The organism is Tsukamurella hominis (assembly GCF_965137015.1).
Taxonomy (GTDB): domain Bacteria; phylum Actinomycetota; class Actinomycetes; order Mycobacteriales; family Mycobacteriaceae; genus Tsukamurella; species Tsukamurella hominis.
Genome location: NZ_CBCRZG010000022.1, coordinates 17408 through 38659, shown reverse-complemented (window position 1 = coordinate 38659; position 21252 = coordinate 17408). Strand labels below are relative to the sequence as shown.

Genomic DNA, 21252 nt, shown 5'->3' with positions numbered 1-21252 from the left:
CCTCGTACGGCAACCGCACCAGCGTACCGGCGCGGGACCCCGGCGAAGAGAAGAGCCGAGCACCCCTTGCAGGTGTGCTCGGCTCAGCGGACGGGGGAGCGTGTCACTCGTTGTACTGGGAGAGCAAGACCTCGCCCCACTTGTAGCGGTTGCCCGGGGTGAGGGTGGCGCGACCGAAGCCCTCGAGGTCCTCGAAGCCGCTCCAGTTGTCCCCACCGTCGGTGAGGCCGAAGGCGTAGACGTCGGTGCCCAGTAGGTGCTGCACGCCCACGGTGTAGCCCTCGACGTTGGTGACCAGCATCGGCATGCGATGCATGTCGACCATCAGGTCGTTGTCCTCGGGGTTGAACGAGATCAGCTTCTCGCCGGAGGCCGACAGCTGCCACTTGATCTTGTCGACGGGGCCGTCCTTCGTGGAGAAGTCCAGCAGCTCCGCGAGGCGGAGCGCACAGTCGGCGCTATAGGTGGCGATCAGCGAGCCCGTCTGGCGCACCCGGCCTTCACGCTCGACTCGCTGGGCGCGCTGCTCCTCGTCGTGCTTGCGGACGAGTTCTTGAGCGCGCTTGAGGACGGAGAGGTCATCATTGGTCATGGTGTTAACAATAGCGTTATCCGACCACCGATGGTTAATGTTCCCCGCAGGAAGCCGGGTGTCGTCGGCAGATTCTCCTGTGAGCCGGTGTCGACCGCCGATCGGGTGCCGCATGCGGGTCGCGGCGGCATGCGCGAATCGGTTTCCGGCCGTGGCGATCTGACGGAAGTTCACGAGCGAGCCGCGGTGCGCGGCGCGCCGGGCCGCCCGGGGATTCGGCGCATTGTCGATCATGTCAATCAAATCAATCATGCGTGAAATTGAATCTATGGCCATCTGACGCGTATCGGAACTGGCCAGCGCAGAGGTCGGGCGGTCGAGACTGAGGCCGGGGAGGCGGAACTGCACGGTCTCTTCGAGGGAGATGTCCCGCGGAGCGGCCACGACTTCCTCATGGCTATGCCTACCCATAATTCCTCCTTGCCCACACGAACGAATTCCCCATTCGCGCCGCGTTTCAACGTGCGCCACAAGAGTAGGAGAGAGCCGCTTGCTATTGCAATAGGCGCGGCAGGATGTCCATTTCCGCCATTGTTGAGAACATTCTCGGAGCGAACGCGAACGAGCCTCCGAACCTCGCGAGTCCACCACGGTATATACGTCACAGTGACGTAAACATGAGGTCGGCCAGCCCGACCGGGACGCCGGAGGCGACGTCGCGACATCGTTGCCCGGGCCTGAAGTGAGCTCGCGGGCGAGAGACGACGAACTCAGCCCAAAGGCGGTCGTGCGTCGCACAGGCGTCGACGTACGGCGGTCGGTCGATGTCGATGGCCCGAGAAGCGCGGTGTGCATGCCGACGGTGGGTTCACCATGGATTCACCGCCCGGAGAACGCGGGGCTCAAATTCACGGCGCCGAGCGACCATCGCCGTTACCCGCGGATGCAAGACCGCGGCAAGGAAGCCGTAGGCGGCGGATCGCCGACCGTCACCGACGAATCCCCCCCAATCCACCGATAATCTACATTATGACATTACGAGGCAACTGACCGGTCCCCGGTGAGTTCGGCGGCCAGCGCGACGACGCGGGCGGCGATGTCGTCGCGGACGAGCCGCATCCGCTCGATCCCGTCGATGCCCCGCTCGGAGGGCTCGTCGGTGTCCCAGGTGACCAGTCGTACCCCCGCGGGCGGTTCGACGACCGCTTCGCGGCCGAGGACGACCACCAGATCCACGCGCGCGATCACACCGGGGTCGATCGCCTTCGGCGTCTCGCCGGTGATGTCGACGCCCACCTCGGCCAGGGATTCGGCGGACAGGCCGTTGACCGCGTTGCCGGGCCGCGTCCCGGCCGAGTGCGCCTCGACGGCATCGCCGGCGGTCTTCCGCATCAGGCCGGCGGCCATCTGGGACTTGCCGCCGTTCTTCACACACACGAACAGCACACTCGGCCTGCGGGTGTCGGTGCTGGGCATCAGTTCACGCTCCTGGACGTGTCTACCGCGGTGGATGGACTCAGCGGAAATCGCTTCCGTAGTGCCAGCGAGACGTACACGAGCCCGACAAGGACCGGGACCTCGATCAGCGGCCCGACGACGCCGGCCAGCGCCTGCCCGGACGTCGCGCCGTAGGTGGCGATCGCGACGGCGATCGCGAGCTCGAAGTTGTTGCCCGCAGCCGTGAACGCGAGCGTCGTGGTGCGCTCGTAGCCGAGCCCCATCCCGGCGCCGAGCAGGTACCCGCCGCCCCACATCACGGCGAAGTACACCAGGAGCGGCAGCGCGATCCGCGCGACGTCCCACGGGCGGGAGGTGATCTGCTCCCCCTGCAGCGCGAACAGGACGACGATGGTGAACAGCAAGCCGTACAGCGCCCACGGGCCGATGCGCGGGAGGAATGTCGACTCGTACCAGTCGCGGCCCTTGGTCCTCTCCCCGATCCGACGCGACAGATAGCCGGCCAGCAGCGGGATGCCGAGGAAGATCAGCACCGACTTCGCGATCTGCCACGGCGAGGTACTGATCGTCGCCTGTTCGAGGCCGAGCCATCCCGGCAGGATCGAGAGGTAGAACCAGCCGAGGACCGCGAACATGATCACCTGGAACACCGAGTTCAGCGCCACGAGCACCGCGGCCGCCTCCCGATCGCCGCACGCGAGGTCGTTCCAGATGATCACCATGGCGATGCACCGGGCGAGGCCGACGATGATCAGCCCGGTGCGGTACTCGGGGAGGTCGGGCAGGAACATCCACGCGAGGGCGAACATCAGCGCCGGTCCGAGGACCCAATTCAACAGGAGCGAGCCGAGGAGCAGCTTGCGGTCGCCGGTGACGGTGTCGAGGCGGTCGTAACGGACCTTCGCCAGCACCGGGTACATCATGATGAGCAGCCCGAGCGCAATCGGCAGGGAGACGCCGTCGACCTGGATCTTCTCCAGGGCGGTGTTCAGGCCCGGGATCATCCGGCCGAGCAGCAGGCCGGCGACCATGGCGACGCCGATCCACACCGGCAGGAACCGGTCGAGGATGGACAGCCGCTGTGCGACCCGACGGTCCGCGACGGGCGCGGTCACCGCGGGCCGCGGTCGCACGCCGCAGTCGCGGCGACCCGCTCGCCGGCGAAGGTCTCCGTATCGGCCAGGACGGTGTAGACCTCCCACCGCTCCCCATCGGGGCCGGTCACCCACACCTTGTCCTGGGTGGCGAAGCAGCAGGTCGCACCGATCTCCTCCTCGGTGAACATCCCGGCATCCGTCAGGCGCGCGATCTCGGCGTGCACCGCGTCGCTGGACTCGACCTCGACACCGAGGTGATTGAGCGTGCCGCCCTGGCCGGGATTCTCGATCAGCACCAGTTTGAGTGCCGGATCGGCGACCGCGAAGTTGGCGTAGCCGGGCTTGACCTTCGCCGGTGCGATTCCGAACAGCGTGGTGTAGAAGGCGATCGCCGCATCCAAGTCATCGACGTTCAGGGCGAGCTGCGTGCGCGACATCGATGACGACCTCCAGGACTGCGACGTATATCGAATCAGCTTCGGGATCTTTCTACGCCACCTCTTCGACATATGTCAACGAGGTGCGTACGATCGACGCCATGCCCAAGACGCTGCCCGTCATCGACATGACCGATCCGGTCTGCTGCGCCCCCGTCGCCTCGACGCCGGCCGACGATGCGACGGCACTGGACGTGGCGCTGCGTCTCAAGGCGCTCGCGGATCCGGTCCGCGTCAAGTTGCTGTCACAGCTGTTCACCTGCGGCGAGCCGTGCACCACCGGCTCACTCGCGTCGACGGTGGGCCTCGCGGAATCGACAGTCAGCCACCACCTCGGCCAGCTGCGCACCGCCGGCTTCATCTCCTCCGAGCGACAGGGCATGAGCATGCACCACTCCCCCCGTCGCGAGGCACTCACCGCCCTCTGCAGGGTGCTCGACCCGAACTGCTGCTGAAAGCCGCGGAAACATCCCACGACCATCGGAGAAGCCCGGAAGAATCACACCGGTGGCTGATCTGATCTATCCGACGAACGTCTCGCTCGACGGCTTCATCGAGGACGAGGACGGCGCCTTCGACTGGCTGCCCGGCGACGACGACGTCTTCGCCGCGCACACCGCGTTGATGCGATCCGTCGGCACGCTGCTCTACGGCCGGCGCCTCTACGCGATGATGTCCGCCTGGGAGACGGACCCTTCCCTGGCCGGGCGCTCCCCTGCCGCAGCCGAGTTCGCCGCCGCGTGGCGCGCGCCCGCGAAGGTCGTCTACTCCACGAGCCAGGCGGCACCGTCGACCGCGAACACCCGGATCGAGCGCGCCTTCGATCCCGATCACGTCCGTACCCTGAAGGCCGCCGCGGACCGTGACCTCCTCATCGGCGGCGCCGATCTGGCCGCGCAGGCGTTCGCGGCCGGCCTGATCGACGAGGTCCAGCTGTACGTCCTGCCGATCGTCGTGGGCGGCGGGAAAGCGGGGCTGCCCACCGGGATCCGCGTCGACCTCGAACTCGTCGACCAGCGCCGCTTCGACAGCGGCGTCGTGCTGCTCCGCTACTCCCCCAGGAGCCGTTGAACGAAGACCGCCACGACGTCCGTCGACACCGTCGGATCGGTCGCGCGCTGCATGCCCAGCCCCAGGATCAGGCTGAACAGTCCCAACGCCAGCGTCTCGGCATCGACCGGGAGGTTCAGCCCGTGCGCCACCTCCAGCTCCTGTACCAGCGTCGTCGTGGCGGCACGGATGCGCTCGTACCGCGACGCGGTCGCCGCCGTCAGCTCGCCGTCCGCGACGCTCGTGGCCGAGACCGCCATCTCCAACCGGAACCACGCTCGGTCCCCCACGATGGTGCGGCCCCACGCGTCGAGGGAGTCGATCACCGCGGAGAGACCGTCGTCCCGCGCGGCCTCGGCCAGCGCCAGGACTCGCGCGGTCTCCTCCTCGTAGAGCCCGTCGATGACCGCCGTTCCCAGGCTGACCTTGTTCGCGAAGTTCGAGTAGACGGCGCCGCGCGTGAAGCCCGCGTGCGCCGCGACGGCCTCGAGGGAGGTCGCGGTGAACCCGTCTCGGAGGAACAGTTCCGTCGCCGAGGCGACGATCAGCGCCCGTGTGCGCGACTGGGCGTCCGCCCGCGACAACCGTTGCATCCGGCCATCCTATCGGGATACAGTCTGCATTCGAATACTCTCCGTATCTGAAATGAGGCGGCCGTCGTGCCCGATACACCGCTCCCCGTGGTCCCCCACCATGAGATCGTCATCGTCGGCGCCGGCTTCTCCGGCCTCGGCACCGCGATCGCGCTGGCCCGAGCGGGATTCGACGACGTCCTCCTCGTCGACGATGCGGCGGGCCCCGGCGGCACCTGGCACTGGAACACCTACCCCGGCGTTGCCGTCGACATCCCGTCGTTCAGCTACCAGTTCTCCTTCGCGCAGCGCTCGACGTGGTCGCGCAGCTACGCGCCCGGCCGGGAACTGCGCGCCTACGCCGAGCAGATCGTCGACGAGTACGGCCTCGCCCCGCGGCTGCGCTTCGGCACGCGCGTCCATGCCGCGTCGTTCGACGAGGCGACCGCCCGCTGGACGATCACGACCGGCACGGGCGAGATCACGGCCCGCTGGCTGATCCACGCGGGCGGCCCGCTGAGCCAGCCGAAGCTCCCCGAGATCGACGGCATCGACTCCTTCGAGGGCGAGACGATGCACACGAGCCGGTGGAACCACGACGTCACGACGGCGGGCAAGCGCGTCGGCATCATCGGCACCGGTGCCACCGCCGTCCAGGTCATTCCCGAGATCGCCCCCGAGACCGAGCGACTCACCGTCTTCCAGCGCACCCCGATCTGGTGCCTCCCCAAGCCCGACTTCCCGCTCGGCCGCGTCGGCCGCACCGGCCTGGCCGCGATCCCCGGAGTCCGGCAGGCGGCCCGGCTCGCCAGCCAGGCGTTCGTGGAGGCGACCTTCCCCGTACTCGCCCACTTCCACAAGTGGATCCCCGGCACCGACGTCCTCGAGGTCGCGGCGCGCAACTACATCCGGATGCAGGTCTCCGATCCCGCGACGCGCGAGAAGCTCACGCCCACCTACGCGCTCGGCTGCAAGCGGCCGAGCTTCCACAACTCGTACCTCTCGACCTTCAACCGCGAGAACGTCGCGCTCGAGACCTCGTCGATCGAGGCGATCACGCCCACCGGCATCCGCACGGCCGACGGCACCGAGCACCCCCTCGACGTGCTCATCCTCGCGACCGGCTTCAAGGTCACCGACCGCGACGCGCTCCCCACGTACGCGCTCACCGCCGCGGACGGCACCGACCTCGCCGAGCACTGGGAGACGGGCCGTTTCCACTCGTACCAGGGCGTCGCGACCGCGGGCTTCCCGAACTTCTTCACCGTCTTCGGGCCCTACGGGTACAACGGATCCTCGTTCTTCACCCTGGTCGAGAACAGCGCCGCGCACATCGTCCGGGTGCTCGACGAGGCCCGCCGCCGCGCCGCGACCACCGCCGAGGTCACGACGGCCGCCCAGGAGTCGTACATGGACTCGATCCTGGCGCGCAGGCCGCTGCAGGTGTTCTCGAACCCCAGCGGCGCGGGCGCCAACAGCTACTACTTCACCCAGCAGGGCGACGTCCCGTTCCGGGCCTCCACGACCGTCGAGGCGGCGTGGCAGAGCCGCCGTTTCCCCCTCACCGACTACGCCTTCGCGGGCTGACGACCACCACCAAGGAGAACCCACTCATGAACCTCGACCTCGCCGGCCGGACCGTCGTCATCACCGGAGCCGCGCGCGGCATCGGCCTCGGGACCGCGAAGGCCGCTGCGGCCCGCGGCGCCCGGGTCGCCGTGCTCGACCTCCGGCAGCAGGACGTCGACGCGGCCGCTTCCGAGATCGGCGACGGCGCGATCGGCCTCGCCGCCGACGTCACCGATCGCGCAGGTCTCGCCGATGCCTTCACCGCCGTCGCCGAGCGCTTCGGCGCGATCGACGTCGTGGTCGCGAACGCGGGCATCGCGCCGCGCGGCGCCACCGTGCAGGGCATGGCTCCCGAGGAGTTCGACCGAGTGCTCGCGGTCAACCTGCACGGGGTCTACAACACCGTGCTCGCCGCGATGCCGCACGTCCTGCAGAACCGCGGCCACCTGCTGCTCACGTCGTCGGTGTACGCCTTCGTCAACGGCGTCGGCGTCTCCCCGTACGCGGTGGCGAAAGCGGGCGTCGAGCAGCTGGGCCGCGCGCTCCGCGTCGAGCTCGCGCCCTACGGCGCGACCGCCGGCGTCGTGTACTACGGCTTCGTCGACACCCACATGGTCAAGGTCGGCTTCGACGAGGACCCGCTCGCCTCCGCGGTGACGGACCTGCTCCCGTCGTTCCTGACCGCCCGGATCACGCCGGAGCAGGCGGGCGAGAGCACCGTCCGCGGGATCGAGCGCCGCGCTGCGCGCACGATCGCACCCGCCCGGTGGACCGGCTACAGCCTCCTGTGCGGCCTCATCAACCCCGTCCTCGACGTCATCACAGCCCACCATCGCCCGGTCGTCGAGCTGGTCCTCGCGCTCGACGTCCGATCGCGCGCCGGCCGGGCGGCGGTGCCCGCGACGGCCGAGTGATCGGCGCTGAGGGCCGCGGCCCTCAGTGGTTGCGGAGCTCGTCGATCAGGGCGGCCTTGCGCTTCGACGAGTACCCGGTCAGACCGAGCTTCTTCGCACGCGCCTTCAGTTCGTCGACGGTCCAGTCCTCGTACGCGCGGGAGTGACCGCCGGCGGCGCCGACCGCCGAGCGCCCCCGGTTCGCGGCGGCGTTCGCGATCCGCGCGGCCTTCTCCTTCGAGTCCCCCTTGTCGCGGAGCTCTTCGTACAGTTCACCGTCCTTCACGGACGGCCCCGGATTCTTCTTCGCCATGGTTCCGACCGTACGCCGCGAGCGAGATGCACACCACAGCGTGCAACGGGACCCGTCGCGTAGAAATAATGAATGCAGCTAAAGACTTCGGCCCTGCCCTCATTCCATCCCGTGGCGTCTCTCACCGGCCGCCGCGCGGGGCTCGCCGGGACGCTGCTCACCGCGACCGTCGCCTACTTCCTCGCCGAGCTCATCGTCGCCCGACAGTGGCCCCGCCCCTACAGCTGGACCGACAACATGATCAGCGATCTGGGCGTACCCGAATGCCTCGGCGATCTCAGCCGCGACGGCGGGCTCGCGGTGACCGACCGGTTCGTGTGCTCTCCGTGGCATCCACTCATGAACACGGCGTTCGTGCTCGTCGGCGCACTCGGCATCGCAGCTGCCGTCGCGGTTCGCCCCCTCCTTCCCCGCCCCTGGGACCGGGCCGCCGTGGCACTGGCGGTGGTCAACGGCGTCGCCCTCGCGTGCGTCGGGATCTTCCCCGGCAGCGCCGGCGAGTTCCCGGACGGGCCCCGGGCGCGCATCGTCGTGCATCCGATCGCGGCGTACGTCGAGCACGTGAGCGGAATGGCCCTGATGAGCCTCGCGGTCCTGCTGCTACTGCGCTCCCGCCGGCGGCTGGCGGCCCTCACCGCCGCCTGCATCGCGGTCTCCGGGATCGCCGCGCTCGTCATCCCGTGGGCGAACCCGCTCGGCGCGGGCGGCACAGAACGGGCGGCGATCGACCCGTTCCTGTGGTGGCGCTGCGCCCTGGGCGTCGCCCTGCTGGTGGCCGCACGGCGGGTGCGCCCGCGACCGACGCCGGAACCGGTCTTGACCTGAATCAATATTGAGGTCCTACCGTCGAAGACACCCGACGAGAGGACATCCGATGCTCACCACGATCCGGCCCGACCTGCTCGAGACCCCGACCTACTCCCCGTTCCCGGGTCTCACGACCCACGCCTACCTCTGGACGCCCCGGACCGGCGGGAACGTCCTGTTCTACTCCCCCGGCGACGACGCCGACTTCGGAGCCATCGCCGAGCGCGGCGGCATCGCCCACCAGTACCTCAGCCACCAGGACGAGGCGGGCCCGATGCTGGGCGCGATCGCCGAGCGCTTCGGCGTCGTCCTGCACGCGCCGGTGCTGGACCTCGACGGCGTCGCCGAGCACGCCACCCCGGGCGTCCTCCTCGCCGACCGGACCGTCGACGCGAACGGCGTCGAGATCGTCCCGACCCCCGGGCACACGCCCGGGAGCACGTCCTTCCTGGTCACCGGTTCCGACGGTGCGCGCTACCTGTTCACCGGCGACACGCTCTACCGGGGCGCGGACGGGCGCTGGAACGCGGGCTACATCCCGGGGATGAGCGACGGGGAGCAGTTGCTCGCGAGCCTCGAGGTGCTCGGCGGCCTCGAACCCGACCTGGTCGCCTCGAGTGCGTTCGCGGGCGGATCCGGGGCGCACGCCGTCGATCCCGCGACGTGGCGGCGCACCGTCGCCGAGACGGCCGAGCGGCTCGCGAGTGGCGTCCTCTCCCGCTGAGTCGTGTCTGCGCCCGAGATGCCGTCGCCTCCTACAGCCCCGCCGGGACGACCTTGCCGTTGACTGTGACCTCGACCTTCTTGGTCTGGGTGTTGAAGGTGATCCTCCCGTGTTCGAAGGTGGTCTGCTTGACCGCACCCGACGTGGTCTCGTCGCTGGTCACGGCGCCCAGCGGCCCCGCGGAACCGTTCGCCCCGCTCGGGGAGGGCGTGCCGTCCGGGCCGCGCTCGATGTTCCAGGCGTCCCGGATCCGGCCCCAGGTGATGTAGGCGGGCGTGCCGGCGGCGGCGTTCTTCGCGGTGATGACGCCGCCCTTGAACTGCTGGAAGATCACACCGCTGTCGCGGGTCCCGGCGTTGTGGTCGCCGGTCAGGACCACGCCCAGCGCGGTGCGCTGCGCCTGCGTCGCTGCCGAGTATTTCGCGGCGATCGGGCCGGTCAGCGTCACGTCGCTGCCGTCGGCCCCCTTGACCTTCACCGCGCCGGGCTGGGCCTTCGCCGAGGAGCCAGCCGCGGTGGATGAATGAGACGCCGTGGCGGACGACGCGCCCGAGGCGGACGTCGCCGACGGCCTGCCGGTCCCCGCCCCGGCGGACGTCGTCGAGGCCACCGCAGCCGAGGTGGCGGCCACATCCTCGCTCGAGCCGCCGTTCCCGCACCCCGCGACGATCAGGGATGCGGCCGCGAGGCCGGCGACGACGCCGATGGTCCGTCGAGCTGCGATCTTCCTCATGGGTCCTTCCGGTGGTGCTCCGAGTCGACCGAGCGGTCCTTCCGGAACCGCTCGTGACCCGACGTAACCACATCCCGGCGCTGCGGACCGGCGCTTTCACTCACCCATCGGGCGTCGCGTTCGTCGCCGCGAACCGCACCGGCGATCCGAGCGGCAGCTGCGCGAGCCGGTCCAGGTGGTGCTCCGCCACGACGGCGAGCACCGGATAGCCGCCGGTCGTCGGGTGGTCGACGACGAAGACGACCGGCTCGCCGGACGGCGGGACCTGGATCGCGCCGGGCACGAGCGCCTGGCTCTGCACCTCGCCGTCGGCGCGCGCGAGCGGCTGCCCCGCGAGCCGCACGCCGACGCGGTCGCTGTGGGGCGTGACCTCCCAGTGCTCCTCGAGCAGGTGCTCCCACGCGCCAGCGGGGAAGATCTCCGCGTCGGGCCCGTGCAGCACGTCGAGCACCGTCGGAGAACTCCCGTCCGGGACGGCGGGAAGGGATTCCGGCTCCCCGACGACGGTGCGCGGCGCGCGCCCGACGGGCAGCACGTCACCCGCGGCGATCGCGGCGGGCCCGAGATGCGCGAGGGTGTCGGTGCTGCGGCTGCCCAGCACGGGCGGCACGTCGACACCGCCGCGCACGGCGATCACGACGCGCAGGCCGGCCGTCACCGGCCCGATCTCGAGTAGGTCGCCGTCGTCGAGGGCGAAGGGACGACCGCGCTCGACGGTGCGCCATCGCCCGTCCGGCGATTCGACGACGAGAGCGGCCTCAGCGCCGGTCACGGCGAGCACCTGCTCCCCCGCGGCGACGAGTTCCAGCCCGCCCCCGGCGTTCTCGATGCCGGCTGCGCCGGACGGATTGCCGACGAGCCGATTGGCCTTACGCAGCGCGCCCCGGTCGGCGGCGCCCGATCGGGTGACCCCGATAGCCGCGCGACCGGGCCGCCCGAGATCCTCGACGAGGCTCTGCAGTCCCGTCTCGCGCACGACGAGGCCCCGGCCCGCGCGCGGTACGGGCAGGCTCGGTGGCGGCCCCGCCGGGACCGCGATCCGCGCGCGGACCGCGGTGAACCGCACCCGCGCGCCCGGGACGAGCAGCGCGGGCGGGTCGCGGTCGAGCGACCAGAGCTCGGCGTCGGTGCGGCCGATGAGCTGCCAGCCGCCCGGCGAGGTGCGCGGGTACACCGCGCTGTACTCCCCCGCCAGCCCGACGGCGCCGGCCGGCACCCGCACCCGCGGCGAGGCCCGGCGCGCGATCTCCTGCACCGGCTCCGTCGAGCGGAGGTAGGCGAAACCGGGCGCGAAGCCGAGGAAGCCGACGTGCCAGGCGCGCGTGGTGTGCATCCGCACGACGCCCGCCTCGTCGGTGCCGAGCTGCTCGGCGACGTCGCGCAGGTCCTCGCCGTCGTAGACGACCTCGATCTCGACGAGCGGCCCGTCCAGCGGGACGGCCTCCGGGGGCGTCATGTCCACGAGCCGGCGTTCACCCCGCCTGGCCGATCCTGCACCGTCGAAGCGGACCGTGACGGACTCAGCCCCGGCGACGAGCTCCAACTGCCCCGGCAACGGCTCGGCGGCCAGGCTGGCGCGGAGCGCCTCGACGGTGCCGGGGTCCACCCGAACCCGGACGGCGCGCGCGCCGAAGCGACGGACGTCAGCGCGGAACATCGACACCGTCCGGGGCGTCGGCCAGCAGCTCCAGCTCCTCCTCCGGCGCGGGATCGCGGCCGATGACCATGCCCGCGACGGTGGCGACGGCGGTAACCGCGACGTACACGGCGATGATCACCCACGAGTCGGTCCACCGGAACAGCACCGTGAAGATGAGGGGCGCCATACCGCCGCCCACGACCCCCGCGAAGGTGTACGCCAGGGAGCTGCCCACGTACCGCAGGCGGGCGGGGAACTGCTCGGTGATGAACGCCGCTTGCGGGCCGTACATCAGCGCGTGCAGCGACATTCCGACGACGACGCCGAGCGTCAGCAGGACGCGGCTGCCGGACTGGATCATGAGGAACAGCACCGGGACCCACGCCGCGGTGAGGACCGCGCCGACGCCGTAGACGAGGCGCCGGTTGAACCGGTCGGTGAGCGCGCCGGCGAGCGGCATGGCGAAGACCTGCACGGCGGAACCGGTGAGCACCGCCGTCAGCACGTGGCTCGTCGGGAAGTCCAGTTCCTTCGTGGCGTAGCTGGCGAGGAAGACGGTGAGCAGCGAGTAGAGGACGTCGGGGCAGATCCGCGAGAGCGCCGCGGCGAGCAGCGCCCGCGGGTGCCCGCGCAGCACCTCGGAGATCGGGGCCTTCGGCTGCTCCGCGCGCTCGGCGATGGCCTGGAAGACGGGGGTCTCCTCCAGCTTGAGCCGGATCATGAGCCCGAACACGACGAGCACGGCCGAGAGCAGGAAGCCGATCCGCCAGCCCCAGTCGCGGAAGGCGTCCTCGGTGAGCAGGGCCGCGACCAGGGCGAGGACGCCGTTCGCCATGAGATTGCCGACGGGCACGCCGATCTGCGCCGCGGAGGCCCAGAAGCCGCGCTTGCGCGGGTCGCCGAACTCGCTGGAGAGCAGCACCGCGCCGCCCCACTCGCCACCGACGCCGACGCCCTGCGCGAACCGCAGTAGCACGAGGATCGTCGGGGCGATCACGCCGAGGGTGGCGTAGCTCGGCAGTACGCCGATGAGGACCGTTGCGACACCGATCAGGAGGAGCGTCGCGACCAGCACGTTCTTGCGGCCGATACGGTCGCCGAGGCGGCCGAACACCACGCCGCCGATCGGGCGCGCGAAGTAGCCGACGGCGAAGGTCGAGAACGAGAGGAGGAGCCCGATGAACGGGTCCTCCGCGGGGAAGAAGACGTGCGGGAAGACGAGCGCGGACGCGACGGAGTACAGCGCGAAGTCGTAGTACTCGAGGGAGGTGCCGGTGAGGCTGGCGATGTACGCCTTGACGGCGCCCTTCTGCGCGGCGCCCGGCGCGGGCTGATCGGTGGACATGGTGGTCTCTTCTCGGTCGGGCGGTCGGCGCTGGTGTGATCCACACCATAGATGATTGTTGAACAATCTGTCACTAGCCGGCGACCGATTTGTTCAACAAAATTTCGTGCCGCTCCGTACGATCGAGCCGTGAGCACAGGCAGACAGCGCGGCCACGCCGCCACGGAGGCCACCGACGACCTGCGTCGCGCGATCGTCGAAGGCGCGCTGCGGCCGGGCGATCCGCTGCGCGAGGAGCGCCTGGCCGCGGAGCTCGGCGTCTCCCGAAACACCCTGCGCGAGGCGATGCGCACGCTCGCCCATGAGGGGCTGATCGTGCACGAGGCCAACCGCGGCGCCCGGGTCACCACCCCCACCCGGGCGTCGGTGCGGGACATCTACCTGGTCCGGCGCACCGTCGAACCGCCGGCGCTCCGGGCAGCGGGACCGGACCACCCCGGCGCGGTCCGGATGCGCGATGCGGTCGCGACCGCTCAGGCGGCGGCCCGCCTCGGCGACTGGCAGGCGGTCGGCACGGCCGACCTCGCGTTCCACCGCGCGATCGTCGGCCTCAGCGACAGCCCCCGGCTCGACGCGGTCCTCGACTCGATCCTGGCCGAGCTCCGTCTCGCGTTCGGGGCGATCGCGGAACCCGAATTCCTGCACGCCCCGTTCCTCGACGACAACGTCACGATCCTCGAGACCTTCCTGGCGGGCCGCGGCGACACGGCGGCGGACCTGCTCGAGGAGTACCTCGTCCGCTCGGAGGAGACGCTGTTCGGCGTGCAGCCGGTCTCGAAGATCACACCGTGAGCGGCGGCCCGCACCGGGCACCCCGCCGTAGAATAAGTTCCATGTTCGAAGGACTTCTCGCCCTCGGTATCCGTAACGGGACGATCCTCCGGGTCTCGCTCCCCGACGGTGCCGTCGAGACCGTCTACACCGACGAGGCCGGGGCCTCGCCCGACGGGATCGTCCTGGAGGACGGCCGGATCTACTGGACCACGATGGGGCGCCCCGTCCGCGATCCGGAGCGCTCCGGCGAGGCGAGCCTGGACTACTCGGGGCGCACGGGCGGCGTCCACTCGATCCGGGTCGACGGCACCGACCGGCACGACCTCGTGCCGGCGGGCGCGATGACCACCGGGAAGCAGCTCGCGTCCGACGGGGCCGGCACCCTCTACTGGGCCGACCGCGAGGGGTGCCGGGTGAGTTCGGTCCGGACGGACGGCACCGGTCTGCGCGACCTCGTCGTCAACGCCCCCGAGCCCGACCGCCTCGCCGAGTGTGTGGGCGTCGCCGTCGATCCCGCGCGCGGCCACCTCTATTGGACGCAGAAGGGGCCCGCGAAGGGCGGCCGCGGACGCATCCTGCGCGCCGGCCTCGAGCTCCCCGCCGGCGCGTCGCCGGACGACCGCCCCGACGTCGAGACGCTGTGGGACGGCCTGCCCGAGCCGATCGACCTGGAGATCGTCGGCGACACCCTGTACTGGACCGACCGCGGCGCGGCCCCCGACGGCAACTCGCTCAACCGGGCCCCGCTCCCGGCGGTCGGCACGCGCGGGGCCGCTCCGGAGATCCTGGCGCGCGGCTTCGACGAGGCCATCGGCCTGGCCGTCGACGCCGCGTCCGGGCTCGCCTACGTCTCCGACCTCGGCGGGCGCATCTGGCGCGTGCCGCTCGACGGACGCGCCCCGGAGGTCCTCGTCGACCTCGGCACGCTCGTGTCCGGCATCGCCGGCGTGCGGGCGGCTACCGCTCGGTGACCAGCTTCGCGCCGAAGCCGATGAGTGCGACCCCCGCGACGCCGTCCAGCATCCGCCGGGTGCGGGGCGTCCGCATCCAGCGGGTCACCGTGCCGGCGGCAGCGATCAACACGCCGCAGTAGACCGCCGTCAGCGCGATGTAAACGCCGCCCAGGGCGAGCGTCGTCCAGGTCACCGAGTAGCCGCTGGGCACGAAGCCCGGGAGCAGGCTCACGAACAGGACACCGATCTTCGGGTTGAGCAGGTCGGTGAGGAAGCCCGCGGCGAAGCCGCCCGTGCGCCACGACGTCTCCATCGGGGCGGCCGGCCGCTCCCCCAGCGCCGTACCGCGAATCACCGCGCGCAGGGACTGCACGCCCATGTAGATCAGGTACGCGGCGCCGACCACCTTGAGCGCGGTGTAGCCGTATTCACTGGCCTTGAGCATCGCCGAGAGCCCGAGCACCGCGGCGAGCACCCAGATGACGAGGCCGCTGAGCACCCCGAGGCTGGTGCGCAGCCCGGTGCCGCGGCCGCCCTGCGCCACACCGCGCACCACGACGAGGGTGTCGGGTCCGGGCACGATGACGAGCACGGCGGAGGCGGCTGCGAACGAGAGCAGGGCGACGAGCATTCGACGATCCAATCAGGTGCCGCGGGCTACGCGGAAGTCACCTCCGCCGGGCATTGTTAGGATTGCTACCTGCCCACCGCCGATCACGAAGGCACAGCCCTGTCCGAGTCATATCCCCGCGCCGCGGTCGCCGTGCTGTGCGCCGCGGGCATCGTGGTCGCGCTCATGCAGACGATCATCGTGCCGCTGATCCCCCAGCTGCCGGGCATGCTCGGCACGTCGCCGACCAACGCCTCCTGGACCCTCACGATCACCCTCCTCGTGGGGGCGGTCGGGACACCTATCGCGGGGCGCCTCGGCGACATGTTCGGCAAGCGCCGCGTGCTGCTCGGCACCATGGCCGCGGTCGCGACGGGCTCGACGGTCTGCGCCCTCTCGAGCGCGTTCCTGCCCTTCCTGATCGGCCGTGGCCTGCAGGGGCTCGGCATCGGCGCGATCGCCGTCGGGATCAGCATCCTTCGCGACATCGTCCCGGCGGTGCGGCTCGGCTCCGCAGTGGGCACGATGAGCGCCTCCCTGGGCGTCGGCGGCGCCCTGGGACTGCCCTTCGCCGCGTCGATCGCGCGACACGTCAGTTGGCACGCGCTGTTCTGGGCGTGCGCGCTCGCGGCCGTGGCCTGCGGCGCCGCGATCCTGCGGTCGGTCCCGGAGGGCCCCGCCGACCCCGGCGGCAGCTTCGACGCGGTCGGCACCGTCGGCCTCACCGCCGTCCTGACCTTCGTTCTGCTCCCCCTCTCCAAGGCGTCGGAGTGGGGCTGGACCGACCCGCTGACGCTCGGCCTGTTCGCCGCCTTCCTGGTCACGGGCGCCGCGTGGTGGCGGTACGAGCTGCACATCCCGAACGCCCTCATCGATGTGCGCACGCTGCTGTACCGGCCGATCCTGCTCACCAACGCCGCGTCGATCGCCACCGGTTTCGCCTTCTACGCCATGCAGATGATGCCGATCCAGGTGCTCATGGCACCGGAGCAGACACCCGCCGGGCTGGGCCTCGGGATGGTCGAGGCGAGCCTCGTCCTCATGCCGAGCGGCCTGGTGATGTTCGCCTTCTCCCGGGTCAGCTCGTGGATCACGGACCGGCGCGGCGCCCGGATCTCGCTCGCCGTGGGCGCCGTGGTCATCGCCGGGGGCTATCTGGTGCTGCTCCTCGCGATCGCCGGGCCGTGGACCGTGAGCTGGGTCTGGATCCTGGCGTCGAGCGCGCTGGTCGGGGCGGGCCTCGGCATCGCCTATTCGGCGATGCCCGCCTTGATCATGGCGGTGGTTCCGGTCGAGCAGACGGGCGAGGCGAACGGCGTCAACGCACTGATGCGCTCGGTCGGCACTTCGATGGCCACGGCCGTCGTCGCGATGGTGCTGACCGGCGGCACGGTGATCACCGCGACCCCGGCCGGCCCCGTCGAAACGCCCTCGGCCGGCGCCTACACGGCGACGATCCTGCTCTGCCTCGGCGTCTGCGCGGTGGCCACGGTCTGCTCCCTCGCGATCCCCCGGCACCCGACGGCGGACGCCGCGCGCGACTGTCAGGTTGGCGTGGTGCCGATCACGCCGTCCGCCCTGCCGCGCGCGCTGACCAGCCGCGTCGGCGGCCTGCTCCGCGGCCTCGCCACGCCCGACCCCGTCACCCCCATCGGTCCGCCGAACTGGTCGGGCCTCGACGCGCGCGCGTACTCCGGCCCCGCGCTGCCCGCCGGCACGCCGATCGACCGGGTGCCGCTCGCCGCGGGGCTCGGCCTCGACGAGGCGGCGCAGGCGTACCGGTTTCTCTACTCGACCACCAACCAGCGCGGGGACGCCGTGAGCACCGCGTCGCTGTTCCTGCCCGACGGGGACGCGCCCGCGGCCGGATGGCCCGTGGTGGCCTGGGCGCACGGCACCGTCGGACTGTGCGACGACGCGACCCCGTCGGCCCAGCCCCAGTCCGAGCGGCAGCAGTTCTACCTGGGGCACTGGCTGCGGCACGGCTACGCGGTGGTCGCCACCGACTACGCGGGCATGGGCACGCCCGGCCTGATGAGCTACCTGAACGGGAAGGTCGAGGCGCACAATCTCATCGACTCGGTGCAGGCCGCAAGGCAGCTCGGTCTTCCGCTCGCCCGACGGTGGGCCCTCGTCGGCCAGTCGCAGGGCGCGGGCGCGGCCATGAACGGCGCCCGCTACGCCGCCGAGTTCGGCGCGGGCTACGACCTCGACCTGCGCGGGACGGTCGCGACCGGCACGCCGGCGAACATCGAGCGCGTCGTGCAGTTCCTGCGGCCCTCCTTCCCCCCGATCGCGCTGCCGCCGCTGACCAACGTCTACACCGCGTACATCCTGGCCGGGATCCGCGACGCCCGGCCCGACCTCGGGATCGACGCCCTGCTCAGCGACGAGGGCCGACGGATCGTGGGCCTCGCCGAGCGGCTGAGCCTGTACGACACCCGGGAGGCGGTGCGCGGCGCGAAGATCAGCACCTGGGTCACCGCGCCCCTGCGCAGCGTCCCCGGGATCTACGACGCCCTGCACGCGCACATGGGCACGCCGACGCAGGGTTACGACCGGCCGATCTTCCTCGGCCACGGCCTCACCGACATCGACGTACCGGTCGCGTCCGGACTGTCGCTGGCCGCGGCACTGACCCTGCACCGGCAACCGGTCACGCTGAAGCTCTATCCCACCGACCATTTCGGCACCGTGTACGCGGCCGCCGACGACGCCGCCGCGTTCCTCGCGCGGGTCATGGAGAACCAGGAGTAATCGTATGAAGGACTTCCACGGCAAGGTCGCCGTCGTCACCGGCGTCGCCTCCGGCATGGGCCGCGAGCTCGCGCTCGAACTGGCGAGACAGGGCGCGAAGCTCTCGCTCTGCGACTACGACGCCGCCGGCCTGGAGAAGACCGCCGAGGACGCGCGCGCCCTGGGCGCCGACGTGCACACCAAGGTCGTCAACGTCGGTGAGCGCGAACAGATCCTCGCCTACGCGGACGAGGTCGCCGAGCACTACGGCGTGGTCAACCTCGTCTTCAACAACGCCGGCATCGCGCACCACGCGAGCGTCGAGAAGACCTCCTTCAAGGACTACGACCGGATGATGGACGTCGACTTCTGGGGCGTGGTGAACAGCTCCAAGGCCTTCCTGCCGCACCTGATCGCCTCCGGCGACGGCCACATCGCCAACACCAGCTCGATCTTCGGCCTCTTCGGCGTCGGCGGCCAGAGCGCCTACAACGCCGCGAAGTTCGCGGTCCGCGGCTTCACCGAGGCCCTCCGGATCGAGATGCTCTCGAGCGGTCACAACGTGGGCGTGAGCTGCGTGCACCCCGGCGGGATCAAGACCGACATCTGCAACAACGCGACCGTGGCCGAGGGGCAGGACCAGGCCTCGTTCGCCGACTTCTTCAACCAGCACCTCGCCCGCACCGAGGCCGACTCCGCGGCGCGCACCATCCTCAAGGGCGTGCAGAAGAACCACGGCCGCATCCTCATCGGCGCCGACGCGGTGGCACTCGATCTGCTGGTCCGGGTCACCGGCTCGGGCTATCAGCGGCTCATGTCCTTCGTCGACGGGCAGTCGAAGCGCTTCCTCTGAGCCGCTACTGCGACCGGGCGAGGATCTCCTCGGCGGCGCGTCGGCCGGAGCGGATCGCGCCGTCCATGTAGCCGTTCCACCGGCTCGCGGTCTCCGCGCCCGCCCAGTGGATCCGCCCGACGGGTGCGGCGAGCGCGTGGCCGTACTGCGTCCACACCCCGCAGCCGAGCCGTCCGCCGTAGCAGCCGCGACTGAACTCCTCCGCGCACCAGTCCATCTCGACGTAGTCGAAGGGGGTCGCGGCCTCGGGCCCGAAGTACTTCACCAGAGCGCCCAGAACCAGTGCGCGTCGCTCGGCCGGGCTGAGCCGCTCCGCGGCGCGGGCGTGGGCGCCCTCGAGGAAGCCGACGAGCACGCCGCAGCTCGCGTCCTGCGGGGAGTTGTCGAGGACCACGTTGAAGGCGTCGTCGAGGCTGATGACGAAGCCGCTGAGCCCGTCCTCGCGCCAGAAGGGGCGGTCGTAGCCGACCTGCACCTTGATCACCGAGCCGGCGGGGATCTGCTGGGTGAGGCCGTCGCGCGCCGAGGGCAGGGCCGGCAGGTAGCGGATGCGGCCGGCCAGGGTCGGCGGGATCGCCACGATCACCTCGTCCGCCGTGACCGCGCCGCCCGGCGTCCCGTCGGCGTTCTCGTAGGCGACGGTGACGCCTCCGTCGTCCTGCGTGATCGTGCGGACCACGGCGCCGAGGACGACCGACTCCCCCAACTCGGCCGCCATCCGCTCCGAGATCAGGTGGGTGCCCCCGACCACGCGGGAGTCCTGCGCGCCCGTGCGGGTGGTGAGCAGCATCGCCAGGCTCGTCCCCGAGCGGATGTAGGCGAGGAAGTGCAGGAAGGACAGTTCCGCCGTCTCCGCGGAGAAGACGGCCGGCACGATGATCCGGAAGAAGCCGCGGGCCAGGGCGTTGTCGGTGTTCGCGCTCACCCAGGTGTCGACGTTGTGCCGGTCCAGGTCGGCGGCACCGTCGGCCGCCCAGGGCTCGGCGGGGTCGACGCCGGCGGCGAGGGTCTCGATCGCCACCCACAGGCGTCCCACCTCGGCCAACGACACCTCGTCGAGGCCGAAGGTCTCGTCGGCGTACCGGACGGCACGCCCGTCCACGAAGGTGATCGCGTCACCGTCGTCGTAGGAGGGGAAGGTTTCCAGCCCGAGCTCGGCCACCAGGTCGAGCGCAGCGCTCTGGTCGGGCCCGATCCACTGCCCACCCAGCTCCACCGGCGTCCCGTCGCTGAGGAAACCCCCGTGGTTGCGGCCCGCGACGCGGTCACGCGCCTCGAGCACCCGCACCGTGCGCCCCGCCGCCGTCAACCGCCGCGCAGCCGAGAGACCCGCCAGGCCGGCACCCACCACGATCACGTCCACATCCGTCATGTCCCGCTCCTCATTTTCAGTCAGTCGTATGACTTGCTTTATGCACTGTAAGCCGAGTCACACCCCTGTGTCGAGACCTCGACCGGAACTCGGTGTGCTTTGCTGGACACCCATCCCTGGAGACCGGAGGCCGGATGCCCTACGTCGAGTCCGCGGTGCGCGGCCCGCAGATCGTCGCGGCGGCCCGCGCGGTCCTGATCCGCGACGGGGTCGCCAAGACGAGCCTGCGCGCGGTCGCGGCCGAGGCCGGGATCCCGCTGGGCACGCTGCAGCACGTCTTCCCGAGCAAGCAGCAGTTGCTCCAGGCCGTCATCGAGCGCGTCGTCGACGACATCTCCGATGTTCTCCGCCGCACGGCCGAGACCGACGCCGGGCTCGCCCACGCGATCCGCAACGGCGTGCGGAACTTCTGGGCGGCCCTGGTCGCCGACGAACGTGAGCTACAGGTCCTGCAGTACGAATTGGTCACGCACGCCCTGCGGACGCCGGGCCTCGAGGACCTGGCGCGGCTGCAGTACGAGCGCTACGCCGCCGCGGTGCAGCAATGGTGCGCGGAGGCGGCCGACCGCGCGCACGAGACCAGCGCCGTCCCGCTCGACCGGCTCGCGCGGGTCATCCTCGGCGCCGTCGACGGCCTGATCCTGCAGCACGTCGCGAGCCCCGACCCCGCGCGGTCCGCCGCCGACCTCGAGACCGTCATCGACATGGTCGTCGCGCTCGCCGCACCCGTCCCGCGATAGCGGAACGGGCACCGCCGACCAGGGTCGGCGATGCCCGTCGAGACG

23 protein-coding genes are annotated in these 21252 nt (G+C 71.0%); 12 read left to right on the top strand and 11 right to left on the bottom strand.

All coding sequences use genetic code 11. The features are described 5' to 3' along the window. Positions 1-103: 103 nt before the first annotated feature. Positions 104-592, bottom strand: coding sequence for a hypothetical protein (locus ACM9LD_RS20920; protein WP_415678464.1), 489 nt, complete (start codon positions 590-592; stop codon positions 104-106). Positions 593-679: 87 nt separating this feature from the next. Between ACM9LD_RS20920 and ACM9LD_RS20915 the strand changes: the two genes are divergently transcribed. After that, complete coding sequence (locus ACM9LD_RS20915) at positions 680-850, top strand: hypothetical protein (protein ID WP_415678463.1); 171 nt, start codon at positions 680-682, stop codon at positions 848-850. Between the two features lie 717 nt (positions 851-1567). Here ACM9LD_RS20915 and ACM9LD_RS20910 read toward each other — a convergent pair. The 3 genes from ACM9LD_RS20910 to ACM9LD_RS20900 are packed head-to-tail and all read right to left on the bottom strand — an operon-like array spanning position 1568 to position 3524. Beyond that, entirely contained in the window at positions 1568-2008 is a 441-nt protein-coding gene (locus ACM9LD_RS20910; protein ID WP_415678462.1) for an arsenate-mycothiol transferase ArsC, read from the bottom strand. Next, positions 2008-3105: an ACR3 family arsenite efflux transporter gene (gene arsB / locus ACM9LD_RS20905; RefSeq protein WP_415678461.1), complete on the bottom strand. Its 1098-nt coding sequence runs from the start codon at positions 3103-3105 to the stop codon at positions 2008-2010. The genes ACM9LD_RS20910 and arsB overlap by 1 nt, the downstream gene beginning before the upstream one ends. After that, complete coding sequence (locus ACM9LD_RS20900; RefSeq protein ID WP_415678460.1) at positions 3102-3524, bottom strand: ArsI/CadI family heavy metal resistance metalloenzyme; 423 nt, start codon at positions 3522-3524, stop codon at positions 3102-3104. The genes arsB and ACM9LD_RS20900 overlap by 4 nt, the downstream gene beginning before the upstream one ends. Positions 3525-3625: 101 nt before the next feature. Between ACM9LD_RS20900 and ACM9LD_RS20895 the strand changes: the two genes are divergently transcribed. Both ACM9LD_RS20895 and ACM9LD_RS20890 read left to right on the top strand, forming a co-directional pair. Next, positions 3626-3979 (top strand): Rv2640c family ArsR-like transcriptional regulator, encoded by a 354-nt coding sequence (locus ACM9LD_RS20895; protein ID WP_415678459.1) that lies wholly within the window; start codon positions 3626-3628, stop codon positions 3977-3979. 52 nt (positions 3980-4031) lie between these two features. Beyond that, positions 4032-4595, top strand: a complete 564-nt coding sequence (locus ACM9LD_RS20890) for a dihydrofolate reductase family protein (protein ID WP_415678458.1) — start codon at positions 4032-4034, stop codon at positions 4593-4595. Here ACM9LD_RS20890 and ACM9LD_RS20885 read toward each other — a convergent pair. Next, positions 4574-5167, bottom strand: a complete 594-nt coding sequence (locus tag ACM9LD_RS20885; protein WP_415678457.1) for a TetR/AcrR family transcriptional regulator — start codon at positions 5165-5167, stop codon at positions 4574-4576. The genes ACM9LD_RS20890 and ACM9LD_RS20885 overlap by 22 nt on opposite strands. A gap of 87 nt (positions 5168-5254) precedes the next feature. Between ACM9LD_RS20885 and ACM9LD_RS20880 the strand changes: the two genes are divergently transcribed. Then, complete coding sequence (locus ACM9LD_RS20880) at positions 5255-6733, top strand: flavin-containing monooxygenase (RefSeq protein ID WP_415678490.1); 1479 nt, start codon at positions 5255-5257, stop codon at positions 6731-6733. 26 nt (positions 6734-6759) lie between these two features. Next, positions 6760-7629, top strand: coding sequence for a short-chain dehydrogenase/reductase (locus ACM9LD_RS20875; RefSeq protein WP_415678456.1), 870 nt, complete (start codon positions 6760-6762; stop codon positions 7627-7629). Positions 7630-7651: 22 nt separating this feature from the next. On the opposite strand, the gene ACM9LD_RS20870 is transcribed toward ACM9LD_RS20875, so the two are convergent. Then, on the bottom strand, positions 7652-7921 hold the full coding sequence (locus ACM9LD_RS20870; protein WP_415678455.1) for an SAP domain-containing protein: 270 nt from the start codon (positions 7919-7921) through the stop codon (positions 7652-7654). Between the two features lie 111 nt (positions 7922-8032). Here ACM9LD_RS20870 and ACM9LD_RS20865 point away from each other — a divergent pair, with 111 nt between their 5' ends. Together ACM9LD_RS20865 and ACM9LD_RS20860 are read left to right on the top strand one after the other, a co-directional pair. After that, entirely contained in the window at positions 8033-8746 is a 714-nt protein-coding gene (locus ACM9LD_RS20865) for a DUF998 domain-containing protein (RefSeq protein ID WP_415678454.1), read from the top strand. 49 nt (positions 8747-8795) lie between these two features. Continuing rightward, complete coding sequence (locus ACM9LD_RS20860; RefSeq protein ID WP_415678453.1) at positions 8796-9452, top strand: MBL fold metallo-hydrolase; 657 nt, start codon at positions 8796-8798, stop codon at positions 9450-9452. 31 nt (positions 9453-9483) lie between these two features. Here ACM9LD_RS20860 and ACM9LD_RS20855 read toward each other — a convergent pair whose 3' ends face one another. The 3 genes from ACM9LD_RS20855 to ACM9LD_RS20845 all read right to left on the bottom strand — a co-directional run bounded on the left by ACM9LD_RS20855 (position 9484) and on the right by ACM9LD_RS20845 (position 13169). After that, positions 9484-10185, bottom strand: coding sequence for an LGFP repeat-containing protein (locus tag ACM9LD_RS20855; RefSeq protein ID WP_415678452.1), 702 nt, complete (start codon positions 10183-10185; stop codon positions 9484-9486). Between the two features lie 100 nt (positions 10186-10285). Continuing rightward, entirely contained in the window at positions 10286-11842 is a 1557-nt protein-coding gene (locus ACM9LD_RS20850) for a 5-oxoprolinase subunit B/C family protein (RefSeq protein WP_415678451.1), read from the bottom strand. Further along, positions 11829-13169 (bottom strand): MFS transporter, encoded by a 1341-nt coding sequence (locus ACM9LD_RS20845; RefSeq protein ID WP_415678450.1) that lies wholly within the window; start codon positions 13167-13169, stop codon positions 11829-11831. The genes ACM9LD_RS20850 and ACM9LD_RS20845 overlap by 14 nt, the downstream gene beginning before the upstream one ends. A gap of 129 nt (positions 13170-13298) precedes the next feature. Between ACM9LD_RS20845 and ACM9LD_RS20840 the strand changes: the two genes are divergently transcribed. Both ACM9LD_RS20840 and ACM9LD_RS20835 read left to right on the top strand, forming a co-directional pair. Beyond that, positions 13299-13961, top strand: coding sequence for a GntR family transcriptional regulator (locus tag ACM9LD_RS20840; RefSeq protein ID WP_415678449.1), 663 nt, complete (start codon positions 13299-13301; stop codon positions 13959-13961). A 41-nt stretch (positions 13962-14002) separates the two neighbouring features. Continuing rightward, a complete protein-coding gene (locus ACM9LD_RS20835) occupies positions 14003-14914 on the top strand; it encodes a hypothetical protein (protein WP_415678448.1) in 912 nt (303 codons plus the stop codon). On the opposite strand, the gene ACM9LD_RS20830 is transcribed toward ACM9LD_RS20835, so the two are convergent. Continuing rightward, on the bottom strand, positions 14901-15527 hold the full coding sequence (locus tag ACM9LD_RS20830) for a LysE family translocator (protein ID WP_415678447.1): 627 nt from the start codon (positions 15525-15527) through the stop codon (positions 14901-14903). The genes ACM9LD_RS20835 and ACM9LD_RS20830 overlap by 14 nt on opposite strands. 132 nt (positions 15528-15659) lie before the next feature. Between ACM9LD_RS20830 and ACM9LD_RS20825 the strand changes: the two genes are divergently transcribed. Continuing rightward, positions 15660-18263: an MFS transporter gene (locus ACM9LD_RS20825; protein ID WP_415678446.1), complete on the top strand. Its 2604-nt coding sequence runs from the start codon at positions 15660-15662 to the stop codon at positions 18261-18263. A 4-nt stretch (positions 18264-18267) separates the two neighbouring features. Further along, positions 18268-19095 carry an SDR family NAD(P)-dependent oxidoreductase gene (locus ACM9LD_RS20820; RefSeq protein WP_415678445.1) on the top strand — a complete coding sequence of 276 codons (828 nt, stop codon included), beginning with the start codon at positions 18268-18270 and terminating at the stop codon, positions 19093-19095. 4 nt (positions 19096-19099) lie between these two features. Here ACM9LD_RS20820 and ACM9LD_RS20815 read toward each other — a convergent pair whose 3' ends face one another. Further along, on the bottom strand, positions 19100-20467 hold the full coding sequence (locus ACM9LD_RS20815; protein ID WP_415678444.1) for a flavin monoamine oxidase family protein: 1368 nt from the start codon (positions 20465-20467) through the stop codon (positions 19100-19102). Positions 20468-20601: 134 nt separating this feature from the next. Between ACM9LD_RS20815 and ACM9LD_RS20810 the strand changes: the two genes are divergently transcribed. Then, positions 20602-21207 (top strand): TetR/AcrR family transcriptional regulator, encoded by a 606-nt coding sequence (locus ACM9LD_RS20810; RefSeq protein WP_415678443.1) that lies wholly within the window; start codon positions 20602-20604, stop codon positions 21205-21207. Positions 21208-21252 lie beyond the last annotated feature (45 nt).

Bases quoted from the DNA above. Each gene is read 5' to 3' on its own strand.
- ACM9LD_RS20920 (WP_415678464.1), bottom strand. From the start codon at position 592: ATGACCAATGATGACCTCTCCGTCCTCAAGCGCGCTCAAGAACTCGTC.
- ACM9LD_RS20910 (WP_415678462.1), bottom strand. From the start codon at position 2,008: ATGCCCAGCACCGACACCCGCAGGCCGAGTGTGCTGTTCGTGTGTGTG.
- ACM9LD_RS20900 (WP_415678460.1), bottom strand. From the start codon at position 3,524: ATGTCGCGCACGCAGCTCGCCCTGAACGTCGATGACTTGGATGCGGCG.
- ACM9LD_RS20895 (WP_415678459.1), top strand. From the start codon at position 3,626: ATGCCCAAGACGCTGCCCGTCATCGACATGACCGATCCGGTCTGCTGC.
- ACM9LD_RS20885 (WP_415678457.1), bottom strand. From the start codon at position 5,167: ATGCAACGGTTGTCGCGGGCGGACGCCCAGTCGCGCACACGGGCGCTG.
- ACM9LD_RS20875 (WP_415678456.1), top strand. From the start codon at position 6,760: ATGAACCTCGACCTCGCCGGCCGGACCGTCGTCATCACCGGAGCCGCG.
- ACM9LD_RS20870 (WP_415678455.1), bottom strand. From the start codon at position 7,921: ATGGCGAAGAAGAATCCGGGGCCGTCCGTGAAGGACGGTGAACTGTAC.
- ACM9LD_RS20860 (WP_415678453.1), top strand. From the start codon at position 8,796: ATGCTCACCACGATCCGGCCCGACCTGCTCGAGACCCCGACCTACTCC.
- ACM9LD_RS20855 (WP_415678452.1), bottom strand. From the start codon at position 10,185: ATGAGGAAGATCGCAGCTCGACGGACCATCGGCGTCGTCGCCGGCCTC.
- ACM9LD_RS20850 (WP_415678451.1), bottom strand. From the start codon at position 11,842: ATGTTCCGCGCTGACGTCCGTCGCTTCGGCGCGCGCGCCGTCCGGGTT.
- ACM9LD_RS20845 (WP_415678450.1), bottom strand. From the start codon at position 13,169: ATGTCCACCGATCAGCCCGCGCCGGGCGCCGCGCAGAAGGGCGCCGTC.
- ACM9LD_RS20835 (WP_415678448.1), top strand. From the start codon at position 14,003: ATGTTCGAAGGACTTCTCGCCCTCGGTATCCGTAACGGGACGATCCTC.
- ACM9LD_RS20830 (WP_415678447.1), bottom strand. From the start codon at position 15,527: ATGCTCGTCGCCCTGCTCTCGTTCGCAGCCGCCTCCGCCGTGCTCGTC.
- ACM9LD_RS20820 (WP_415678445.1), top strand. From the start codon at position 18,268: ATGAAGGACTTCCACGGCAAGGTCGCCGTCGTCACCGGCGTCGCCTCC.
- ACM9LD_RS20815 (WP_415678444.1), bottom strand. From the start codon at position 20,467: ATGACGGATGTGGACGTGATCGTGGTGGGTGCCGGCCTGGCGGGTCTC.
- ACM9LD_RS20810 (WP_415678443.1), top strand. From the start codon at position 20,602: ATGCCCTACGTCGAGTCCGCGGTGCGCGGCCCGCAGATCGTCGCGGCG.